This window comes from Microbulbifer okhotskensis, assembly GCF_023895975.1.
Lineage (GTDB): Bacteria > Pseudomonadota > Gammaproteobacteria > Pseudomonadales > Cellvibrionaceae > Microbulbifer > Microbulbifer okhotskensis.
Genome location: NZ_JALBWM010000118.1, coordinates 1 through 11,834, shown reverse-complemented (window position 1 = coordinate 11,834; position 11,834 = coordinate 1). Strand labels below are relative to the sequence as shown.

Annotated in this window: 4 protein-coding genes; 2 read left to right on the top strand and 2 right to left on the bottom strand. The window is 50.5% G+C overall.

Annotation, left to right across the window (positions count from 1 at the left end; translation table 11 throughout):
- Positions 1–613: 613 nt before the first annotated feature.
- Complete coding sequence (locus MO867_RS18260; RefSeq protein WP_252471848.1) at positions 614–1,462, bottom strand: DUF3014 domain-containing protein; 849 nt, start codon at positions 1,460–1,462, stop codon at positions 614–616.
- Between the two features lie 288 nt (positions 1,463–1,750).
- Between MO867_RS18260 and MO867_RS18255 the strand changes: the two genes are divergently transcribed.
- On the top strand, positions 1,751–3,403 hold the full coding sequence (locus MO867_RS18255) for an alpha-amylase family glycosyl hydrolase (protein WP_252471846.1): 1,653 nt from the start codon (positions 1,751–1,753) through the stop codon (positions 3,401–3,403).
- A 68-nt stretch (positions 3,404–3,471) separates the two neighbouring features.
- Here the strand turns inward: MO867_RS18255 and MO867_RS18250 are convergent, their stop codons facing one another.
- Positions 3,472–4,323, bottom strand: coding sequence for a universal stress protein (locus MO867_RS18250; RefSeq protein ID WP_252471844.1), 852 nt, complete (start codon positions 4,321–4,323; stop codon positions 3,472–3,474).
- A 1,047-nt stretch (positions 4,324–5,370) separates the two neighbouring features.
- Between MO867_RS18250 and proA the strand changes: the two genes are divergently transcribed.
- Positions 5,371–11,265 carry an anti-phage protein ProA gene (gene proA / locus MO867_RS18245; protein WP_252471842.1) on the top strand — a complete coding sequence of 1,965 codons (5,895 nt, stop codon included), beginning with the start codon at positions 5,371–5,373 and terminating at the stop codon, positions 11,263–11,265.
- Positions 11,266–11,834: the final 569 nt, after the last annotated feature.

Below are 11,834 nucleotides of genomic sequence, written 5' to 3'. Positions count from 1 at the left end.
ACCAGAGCGCTGCTTGATCAGGCCTGTTGAACACCAGAATTGACAATAACTCTCGATTGTTATTTGCAGCCTAGATCGGGCGGTAACCGACACAGTCAGGGACTTGGATTGGACACTGAGGAGTGGCACGGGATGATGTGATTCCCTTTGGCTTAATTACTCCTGCTTACCCCTGGAGCTGTTCCTGGGCTCCATTGGATCGTGACAGTTGTCGTGGAGCGGCGGCACTCCGTTACCGCTATATCTTCAGTGTGTTAATTGAAACAGCCAGTAATATACCTCAATGGAAACACCGAGAGTATCGATTGGGCGGGGTGTAGGCAGCGTTGTGTGTTTTTAATGCAGATTGATTCGAGTGGGAATAGAACGCAGTGCGTGCTTGTGTAAATTAGCGGCTTAAGAGTTGAGCTTTAACGCGGGTAGGGCTCTCAAGCAGGCGTTGGGGAAATAGCTTGCGCCCACTAAATATTCTTAGAAAACAAATGGTTACATACTTTCGCAGCGGCCTGCTCCCTCCCCTCTGTTAGCTGGTGAGGCAAACTGTCGAAAAATATTTTTCCAACAGCTTGCCACCGATTGCGCAGTCAGGTGATTCTGTATAAACCACCGAGTGCTATTGAGGTTGCTCCTGAACTGGCATCTCCTCCAGTTTCTCTCTGATTTCCTTCAGTTTTTCCTTGACCCGGGCAGCATTGTCCGGACCCATACGTATCATCAACTTTTGCACACCGGGCAGCTTCTCCAGCTTGGGGTCCGCAAATTTGTAGTATACGGATGGGCGGATCAATTGAATTGGGCCTTCGACTTCCGGCGCTGCCAGCACATTATCAATGGCTCCAATCACCACTTGGTGGAAGGATTTATTGCGAATACCCAGCTCACTGTAGGCCTGCGCCAAGCGCGGATACCAGTACTGGTACATCTTGATGGCGGTATCGGTATTCACTAATGCAAAAAGCCGTACCGGTTGGTCATAGCGGCGGTAGTTGTCTGTCGATAACTGATACCCTTCCGTTGACGAGCCGGTAACCTTAATTGGGCCGCGAATGGTTTTTAATGGGCGGTGCTTGTGAATCAGATCACCCCGTGATGCAGCGTTGGCAGCAGCCACCCACTTGCGCACCACTTCGTCAGAGACCAGCCAACGGGAAAGAGCGCCGTCGGGTGCCAGAGTCATCAGCTCATCGTATGCGGCCTTGTCACTCTCGTTGAGGGGGGGAGGCGGCTCTGTGCCAGGCTCCTCTTCTATAACAGGCTCCGCGGGCGGCTGAGCGGGTTCCTGGCTTTCAGGTTCTGCCAAAGCCTCCGATTCGGGAGCGGTTTGCGGTTCTTGAATGACACCGGTTGCGGGAACTTCTTTTTTCTTTTCCTCGCCGGTCCAGAGCCAATAGGCTGCTGCAGCGACGACGACCACCACAATAATGCCGATGATCCACCCTTGCCTAGACTGTTGTTCCGACATTCCCTGCCTCCTTTGACTGCTATCAGAATGTGACGCTTTGACCACGACAAAGCGCTGCGGTTTCTCGCGGCCTTCCGGTTTTACATTACTCTGCGCAGGCGCCAGTCGCAAAATAGTTTTACCATGGCTAAAACACCCGGTAGTAAACACCTTGGAGTAAACGCCCTCAGCGAGCGACTATCAATTGGTTGCCATAATGTCTACGCCCCCGAGCGGGAGGATGTTTGAATTACTGAGCCTATTAGAGTGGCCTGGACAAAATCTGAGCGGCGGATACGAGAAATAACCATGCAAAAATTCACCAGCTTATTGATTGGCCTGCTTCTAGGAGCTGTGCAGACTGCCACAGCCGTCGAGCCGGTAGATCCTTTTTGGCGCAATGCCACGGTTTACTTTATGTTGCCGGACCGCTTCCACAATGGTGATATTGCCAACGATTTCCCCTATGGACGCAAGGATGATGCCGACTACCTGCGCGGTTTTGAAGGTGGCGACCTGCGTGGTGTGATCGAGAAAATTGAAGCGGGTTATTTTAATGATCTAGGGGTCGACGCTATCTGGTTGGCCCCAGTGATTGAAAACATCCACAGCTATAACGAATCAGACAAGCGCACCTATGCTTTCCACGGATACTGGCCCAAGGATTGGACTGCGGTCGATGCAAATTTTGGCAGCGAAACCGAGCTGGTGGAACTGATTGAGAGCGCCCATAGCCGTGGTATCCGTGTCTTGATGGATGTGATCCTCAATCACACCGGGCCCGTCACCGAGCAGGACCCGGAGTGGCCAGCGACCTGGTTGCGCAAGGGGCCACCGTGTGACTGGTCGGATTATGCCGGCAATGTTGAATGCACAATACACGCGAACCTTACCGATATCCTCACTGAGAGCGAAGAGGCAGTCGAATTGCCGACGCAGTTGCTTGCAAAATGGAAGAAAGAGGGCCGCCTGGAACAGGAACAGCGTGAGCTGGATACTTTCTTCGAACGCACCGACTATCCACGAACGCCCAAGTATTATCTGGTCAAGTGGCTAACCGACTGGGTGCGCGAATACGGCGTAGATGGATTTCGTGTGGATACCGTGAAACACGTTGAGGGCGAAGCTTGGGCAGTATTGAAAAAGGAGGCAGACCTGGCCCTGGCAGAATGGAAAACCAACAATCCAAAGAAAAAGCTGGATGACCGCGATTTCTTTATGGTGGGCGAGGTCTACCACTTTGGCGTGAACAATTTCGGTCCCAGCGTTGGGCGGGCCTACGACTACAGCGATAAGACCGTGGATTTCTACGAGCACGGTTTTGACAGCCTGATTAACTTCGGCTTTGCCCAGGTTGCCAGCCAGTTGCCCGAGGCCATTTTCTCCAGTTATTCCGCCGCGCTGAATAGCGGCGAACTAAAAGGACTGGGGGTGCTCAATTACCTGGGCTCACACGATGACCACCACTCTTTTGATCGTGAACGTCAACAAACGGTGAGTTCCGCCACCAAGTTGATGCTGGCTCCCGGCGCGGTACAGATTTATTACGGTGACGAACTGGCGCGCCCGATGATTGATGATCGTGCCTATGGCGATGCCTCCCTGCGCACCAACATGAACTGGGATGACTTAAAAAATCCTGAGACCCGTGAATTACTGGTGCACTGGCAGAAGCTGGGTCAGTTCCGGCAGGCTCACCTTGCAGTGGGGGCTGGTGTGCATAAAAAGATCGCCGACAACCCCTATACTTTCACGCGTACATTAGCGGGTGAACAGCCGGTAGTTGTGGCACTGAATTTACCTCAGGGGGAAAAGCGCATTCTTGTTGAAGGGATCTTTGCCGAGGGTAGCGAACTGACCGATCACTATTCAGGCAAGCGAGCCAAAGTAAAAAGTGGCAGGGTAACTATTGATACCGAGGGAGCGTTGCTGCTGCTCTCAGCCAAACCGAAGAAAACATAGACAATAAATAAGCCCCAGCAGCGTCTCGGCTGCCGGGGCTTATCAAGACCTTAAATCAGCCGTTCTAATTAATCATCGTTCATTTCGGTGTTGGTAAACTGGTTACACACCATCACGTCCACATCCAACTGGCCAATAACGCGCTCGGCGGTATTGCCTCGCAGGAATGAGCCGGTTCCTCCGTACTGATTCATGGTCCCCATCACCACCAGATCCGCATCAATTTCCCGGGCCACTTCTTCAACCACATCACTGGTGTAGCCGCGTTTCACATGAATACGATGGGTGGGTACGCCGGTTTTATCGGCAAGCTTGGCCAGGGCACCGCGATCAGGGTAGAGCATGGAGTCCAGGAAAGCATTTACCAGGTGCAGTTCAGCCCCATAATGGCCTGCGATATAAGTAGCGCGCTCGCTGATCTGGCGGTTTAGCTGGCGCTGCTCCTGGGTTTTCGCCTGGTAATTTACCGTGGCCAGTACCACCTTGCGCTCCTCCTTGGCACCGGGGCGGATCAGAACCACCGGGCTGCGTGCTGTCTTCAGAACCTGCCACTTGGATTCGGCAAAGGTAAAGCGGCGACTGTTCTTGGCATGTACCGGTAGGTAGATCATTTCTGCATTGCAGCGCTTGGATTCCTGCACGATAGCCGCTTGCCAGTCGCTGGACCAGCACACGTTGATTTCACAGGAAAGGCCCGCTTCTGAGATGGGTTCACGAATCTGCTCGCGGAACCAGGACTCATCGCGGAACAAGTGATCGTTCACTGCACGGGTGTCTACGGCCTCGCCATCAACGGCCACAAATATGGCTAAGCGCGGTTGGGGATTCCGATCCCGCGAAGTAGTCAGGGCTCGTTGCAGAGCTACATGCTTTTCATCGTTAGGGTCCACTACCACGAATACGGTGCTTTGCTGCTCCATCTTATCTCCTCAACAAAGAGTGTTACTGGCCACTGCGACCTGCATTGGACCGAGAGGTCTAATCTACCATGATGGGCTCACCAGCCAGAGTGCCTAATCGTCCCACTCGTCGAATTTGGCGCCTATCTCATCGAATAAATTTGCTGCGCATAATGCGCGCAGATGGATCTGGGGAAGTTGAGGTAGATCAAGATTTCCTGCACCGCGTATCAACTACCTTGCCTGGAGGTGCGGGCAAAGTTTGAAGTAAAAGATGGGGGTGATCGGTAAAGTTAACGGTGTTTTTTTTTGGATATCCCTATTGGTGCCCGACAGGGGTATTTGGGTGTTGAACTAATATGCGAGCGGAGCAGGCCAGACCTATACCTGGCCCAGCTTAGCAAAGGTTATCGTTTTTTTGTATTAAAAAGGGGCCGCGCTTGAAATTTAAGGTGAAACGAGTTTCTTTGTATCGGGAGGTGCTGGAGTACTCTGGGCGGCGATTGGTTATCATCTAACTGAGTGATAACGAAAAAATAGTATCCCCTTGGAGATGGTTTTACCCCATAGGATTGAATAATTATGACCCTAACAGGTTGTTGAAAAATGCCTTCGGTGGTTTTTTAACGCTAGGTTTATCGTGCTTGTCTGCAATTCTTCCACAGAAAACCAAATCCTTGCATGCTTGATTTGTGGCCTAAATCTCCCTGTTTGAGTTGGCAAAGCAGCCCAAAATACTTTTCCTGCAGTCTGCTGAATTATTTGAATAATACGAAAAAGCTAACCCATGAAACGAGTCAGTGAATTACTTATACGATAAAGGCTAATACAAAGGATAATAATGGGTAACCGTAGGGGAGAGATGTAGTAACCAGGCAGTTGTTAGTAACTCACGAGTTTGCTTGAATTGAGCCACTATGTAACTATCTGAAAATCGACGTTTTATTGATCTCCCTTATCTACAGTAGCGACGATAACTTCCGTTCTCGTTGCTTAACGTTAGCGCTTCCTCCCATTTAATTTTGCGTAAATTTATTATTCGGGAGATGCTATGCCGATGGCCTGGCTATGACTGGTCAAATAACAGATGTATCGATAGAAAACCTACAGTTTGAGGCAATGAGAGACAACTCCATGTCAGAGAGGGAAACGCGGGCGATTTTGATTCACGCCACATTCGCAGAAAAGATCAATTTCGCCTGTCACCAGAGTGCGTTTGCCGTGCTGCGGGAACTCAAAATTGAGAATCGAGACAATGAACAGGATTTGTCTGAACTATCGGTAACCCTGGAAGCGTCGCCAGCCTTCTTGAAGCAGAAAACCTGGGTGGTAGATCGCCTCTCTGCAGGTGGCCAATTATCCTTGAAAGACCGCGATCTCGAACTGGATGGAGGATTTCTGTTTGAGTTGACCGAGTCTATGCGCGGTGTAGTGACGATTCGAGTCAATTGCGCAGGCGAACTTCTGCAAGAAATGAATATTGAGCTGGAACTACTGGCCCGCAATGAGTGGGGTGGTTCAGATTATATGCCTGAATTGTTGGCTGCATTTTGCACACCCAATGATCCAGTGATCGATCGGTTACTGGGGCAGGCCAGCCAGATACTTAGGCAGGCCGGTAAACCCGATGCGATTGATGGCTATAGCTCCAAAAGTCGGGAGCGAGTCTGGTTAATAGCCTCGGCCATTTATTCGTCTGTGTTAAAACTACAGCTAGGTTATGCCTTGCCGCCCTCCAGTTTTGAATGCAATGGCCAGAAAATCCGTCTACCAAATCATATCGAGTCTGCCAGGGTGGCAACTTGTCTGGACACCACATTGCTGTTCGCGGCAGCCTTTGAGCAAGCCGGCCTTAACCCTATGGTGGTGTTGATGAAAGGCCACGCATTGGTGGGGCTCTGGCTGCAGGCGGAAGAGCTTTCCAGCGTGATGGTGGATGAAGGTGAAATCCTGCGTCAACGTATTCCCCTGAAGGAATTGATCCTGATAGAGACGACGGCGGTAACATCGCATCCTGCGATCCCTTTTTCTAAAGCGATTCAGCAGGGGAGTCGCGCAGTATCATTGGAAAAAGATCACGAGTTTGTTGCCGTGATCGATATCCGCAGGGCGCGGGCGCATCGTATCAAACCAATCAGCCTTAAATCTTCGACTGTCAGTGCCACTGGTGTTGAAGGAGTCGAGGCCACGCTTGAGCCCGGATTGGAATATGCACCGCGACTGCCCTCGAATACCGCGTATGAGGGTGGTGGAGTTGAGGAACTTAGCCCCGGCGGCCGCCTGGATCGCTGGCAGCGTAAGCTACTGGATCTTTCAGCCCGCAATCCGTTGTTAAATCATAAGTCGGGAAAGTCTAGCCTGCCTTTTGTGTGCGGAGATCCCGGTGCGTTGGAGGATGTATTAGCTGCTGGAGCGCGAATATCCATCGCACCTTTCCCCAAGCTTCAAGCACAGGACCAGGATGAGGCTATTTATCAGCAGCGAACTGGGCAGGACTTGAAGCAAGAATATGCTCAAGATGCCCTGGGCAAAAAGCAACTCTTGGTCGAGCTTAGCCAGGAAGAGCTGGAGAGGCGTGCTGTTGAAATTTTCCGCAAGGCGCAAACTTCGCTGAAGGAGGGCGGTTCCAACACCTTGTTTCTGGCGATTGGGTTCTTGTTTTGGAAACAAAAGGAAAAAGACGAGCGTCGTTCCCGTGCCCCGTTGATCCTATTGCCGGTGACCCTGGAACGTAAATCCGTGCGTAGTGGCGTCAAGATAACGGCCAATGACGACGAGCCAAAATTTAATACCACCCTATTGGAGATGCTGAAGAATGACTTCGGTATAGAAATTAATGGACTGCACGGAGATTTACCTCGGGACCACAGCGGCATCGACGTAAACGGAATTTGGAATCAAATCCGGCAGGCAATTAAGTCGGTGCCAGGGTTTGAAGTGGTTGAGGAGGTAGTACTCGGTCACTTCTCTTTCGCCAAATACCTGATGTGGAAAGACCTTGTGGATCGCGCCGAAGCGCTGAAGCGGAGCCGGGTGGTAAAACATCTGCTGGAAACACCCAGGGAGCCATATGAGAGTGATATTCGCTTTGTTGATTCCGGTAATATTGATAGGGAGTACACCCCCGCAGACCTGTTGACGCCATTGCCCGCAGATTCTTCGCAAATGTCTGCCATTGCCACAGCGGATCGCGGCAAGGATTTTGTTATTATCGGGCCGCCCGGCACCGGTAAAAGCCAGACTATCAGCAATCTTATTGCCCATATGATGGGCAAAGGCAAGAAGGTACTTTTTGTCTCAGAGAAAACTGCCGCGCTGGAGGTAGTACATCGTCGTTTGAAAGATGTTGGTTTGGGACAGTTTTGCTTGGAACTGCATTCAAACAAGGCAAAAAAAGTTGATGTGCTACAGCAGTTGCGAACGTCCTGGGGTAATTTCTCCCAATCTCAAGTAAAAGACTGGCGGGCCGAAGCCGAACGCCTGAAAGCGTTGCGCGATCGCCTGAATCTGGTTGTTAACACCCTGCATAAACATCACCGAAACGGCTTGACCGCCCACTACGCGATCGGCGTCAAGATACGTGATGCCGATCTGGCTGCGAGGGTGAATTTGAGCTGGCCCAATGCTGATTATCACGATGAGCAGCAACTACAAAAATTGCGCGATATCGCCGAATTACTGAGTGTTCAAGCAAAGGCAATGGGTAATCCTGCGGATCACCCATTGAAAGCAATCGCTAGTTACGATTGGCGGCCACATTGGCAGGAGGAAGTGGTTAAGGCCGCCAGTCTGCTGAAAGTAAGCACGGGCCAGGTTACTGCAATGTTGGCAGAGCTAGAAAAGGCTGCCGGGCTAAGTTTCGGAGAGGTGGGGCTCGGCAGGCTAGATGCAGTTGCAGAGCTAAGCCAGGTACTGATGGACTCCTACCGCAAACAGGTCGATTTTGCACTGGAGCCGGACGCACAGGACCGTTTAGAGGCACTGGAAGAGGCCGCTATTCAGCTTGGGAAGTATAATGCTGCGCAGGCCCGCCTCAGTTGCAATTACGAACCTCTGGCCTGGAAGAAATTGGATGTGGACAACCTCTCTCAGGCGTGGAATGAGGCGAGCGAGGCCTGGTGGCCCAAGGGCTTCTTCGCCAAGAATCGTTTGCTGAAACAGATGCGCCAGAACGGTGCACAAGGGCAACCTGACCCCGATAACGATATCCCCTTATTGAAGCAGTTACGCGAGTTCGGTGGCAATATTGATTGCCTGGATGGGGGGTTACAGGGGCTGCAAGGTTGGAATTCCTATGCTTCTGACCCCCAGGCTATTGTTGCACTCAAATTACTGGGTACTCGTACTCGTGTGGCTGTAGCAAAGTTGGCTGGTGATGCAGCATCCCTCGTCTCGATACGTACCACTATCCGCACCCTACTTTGCGAAGGGAATGACCTCCTTGCGCCCGACGCATCTGTAGGGCGGGTGATTGCTGATTTCTTGGCATCCTTGCAGCAATTCAATGCGAATAGACAGCAATTGGAAAATTTGATTGGCAATTCACTGGAGACAAGTTTCATCGCTGAAACACCAGCGTTGGGGACGGTGGATACTCTGTGCCAGGAGATTTTGGATCACCATGTTTCCCTGAAAGATTGGTGTGCCTGGGTGCGTAGGCGCACCGAAGCACTGGATTACCAGTTGGGGCCATTGGTGGAGGCTATTGAAAATGGCAGCGTCGACTCCAAAGAGGTGCCTGATATTTTTGAAGCTGCCTACTGCGCTTGGTGGTCATCAGCCGTTATCGGGGAGGACGAGGTACTTAGGACTTTCTCGTCACCAGAACATGAAGTGGCTATTCAGAACTTCAGAGAATTGGATACAAAGTTTAGTAAGTTGACGGCACAGTATATTGCGGCAAAGCTCGCAGGCCAGATTCCTAATCCTGATGAGATCAAACGCAGTTCCTCCTGGGGCATTCTACGCCATGAACTCCAGAAGAAAACCCGACATAAACCCGTTCGGGAAATGATGGAAACGATCCCGGAAACTGTCACGACTCTTGCCCCCTGCTTGATGATGTCACCGCTTTCAATTGCACAATTTCTCTCTCCGGGACAGGCACTTTTTGATGTGGTGATTTTTGATGAGGCATCCCAGATTACGGTCTGGGATGCGGTCGGTTCTCTGGCTCGCGCCAAGCAAGTGATTGTTGCGGGTGACCCCAAACAGATGCCCCCGACTAATTTTTTTACGCGATCGGATGATGACCCGGATGGTGATAGTGGTGTAGATGCTGATCTGGAAAGCATTCTGGATGAGCTGATCGGTGCGAGTATTCCCCAGCAAGTCCTAAATCTGCACTACCGATCGCGTAGGGAGAGCCTGATTGCGTTCTCAAACAGCCGTTATTACGATAACTCATTGATCACCTTTCCCGCCCCGGTACACCCGGATAAGGGCGTTGCCCTGGTAAGGGCGGAAGGTTTTTATGCACGTGGTAAGGCCAGGCATAATCAGGGTGAGGCAAAAGCTATTGTCGCGCAGATAGTGCGACGCCTTACCTCGCCGGATACAGTAGTACGCAATCAGTCTATCGGGGTGGTGACATTTAATTCGGAACAGCAGACCTTGATAGAAGATCTATTGGATAAGGCCCGTTCCGAAGATCCCTCTATCGAATGGGCATTTTCCGAAGATACTACCCTGGAGCCGGTATTCGTGAAGAATCTGGAAACGGTGCAGGGAGATGAACGGGATGTGATTCTGTTTAGTATCACCTACGGCCCCGATGAAACCGGTCATGTCACCATGAACTTTGGGCCGCTTAATAGGAACGGAGGGGAGCGTCGCCTGAATGTTGCTATGACCCGGGCGCGCTCAGAAATGATCGTGTTTTCAACTTTGCTGCCTGAGCGTATCGATCTGGCCAGAACACAAGCGCGGGCAGTCTCCGACCTCAAACACTTCCTTGAATATGCAGAGAGAGGTGCACCTGCACTGGGAGCCGCTATACACGGTTCTATGGGAGACTTTGAGTCTCCATTTGAAGTGGCCGTGGCGAGGGGACTACAGAGTAAAGGGTGGACGGTGCATCCCCAGATCGGGGTATCTGCCTATCGTATTGATCTCGGCGTAGTGGACCCCGATGAACCGGGTCTCTATCTTGCCGGTGTTGAATGCGATGGTGCTATGTATCACAGCTCCGCCAATGCACGGGAGCGCGATAAAATTCGCCAGTCAGTACTTGAAGGGCTGGGCTGGACGATCTTCAGGGTGTGGTCTACGGACTGGTGGACTAATCGTGCCAAAGCCCTTGAGGAGTTAGATAAGGCTTTGAAACAGTGTCTAGAAGAGGTGCGAAAGGAAAGGGCTAATAGACAAGCAAAAGAAAAAACAGACCATCATCTTGTGAATGGGGAAGTGTCTAATTCTCAGTCTGAAGAGCTATCTGAGAACCTGTGTGTTGCCAATAGAGATGAACTAGTTACTTGCTACTCCAAGGGTAGTTTGTCAGGGTTTTCTCTCGACCCAGAACAGTTCTACCAATCTATCTATAATTCCCCGCTCACAGAAATGATTAAGTATCTGATCGACATTGAAGGCCCGATACATGAGGAACTTCTAGTACGGAGAGTCGCTCGTGAGCACGGCTTCCAGCGCACTGGAAGACAAATTCGAGATAGAGTGTTAAAGATTGCAGCGGAAAGTAGAAAATACACAAAAGAGAGTGTAGGGCATTTCTATTGGCCGAAACAAAATGCCAATACTGCTTTGCGGATTGCCCGAACTGAAGGCCGAGACGAAGAAGTGGGGAAATTGGATAATATTTGTGCAGAGGAAATCAAACAGATATTAGATTGCTGTAAAGATAAAGGACAGTATGTTGAATTTTCTAGGGCACTGGGAATTGGACGCTTGACTCAGCAGATGAGAAACCGATTAGATACTATATGTGATTTAATCGTGTCTTGTGAGTAGATATATTCTTCGCTGGCGATGTTTGTGAGTTTCACAATATTGAAAACCAATACCTCAGTCGCGCCTGGATGATTGATTCAGGCGCGTCATGAATAATATGCGACGAGTGTGGGCCAGAAGAATGAGTGGTTCGGCGTGTTCTATAATCCAACAGAAAAGTAAGAGAGAAGGTTATAAAAATCTACCTTGTTGGGAAGAGGGAATCGCATTCGCGGAGGAACTATATTATTCGACCGGCTTGGTATCCCCAATAAAAAATGGGATTACTATAAGTTTCATGCAGGAGCAAATATTCCTGGCGGGCTAGTAATTATCAGGGGTTCTTGGAGTCCTTGCCATGAATCAGCCCGCTAATCAATATGCCTGTATTGGACTATGTCTCTAAATAATTAAAAAGGATTTAATTTCCAACGATTTTCTATCCTTAGCCCCTCTCCTCAGAAAGGAGTTGGGTAATCTGTAAAAAAGATAGTGATGATGAGAAATTCTCAGGTGATGCTTCAGGGCAGTCAGTAATGAGGCTGTAATTTAAATTGTGTAACTGCTCATGCCCCCATACTTTATACCGG

What these genes read in the sequence shown, in the direction of transcription:
- MO867_RS18260 (WP_252471848.1), bottom strand. Translation starts at nt 1,462, where the DNA reads ATGTCGGAACAACAGTCTAGGCAAGGGTGGATCATCGGCATTATTGTG.
- MO867_RS18250 (WP_252471844.1), bottom strand. Translation starts at nt 4,323, where the DNA reads ATGGAGCAGCAAAGCACCGTATTCGTGGTAGTGGACCCTAACGATGAA.
- proA (WP_252471842.1), top strand. Translation starts at nt 5,371, where the DNA reads ATGACTGGTCAAATAACAGATGTATCGATAGAAAACCTACAGTTTGAG.
- MO867_RS18255 (WP_252471846.1), top strand. Translation starts at nt 1,751, where the DNA reads ATGCAAAAATTCACCAGCTTATTGATTGGCCTGCTTCTAGGAGCTGTG.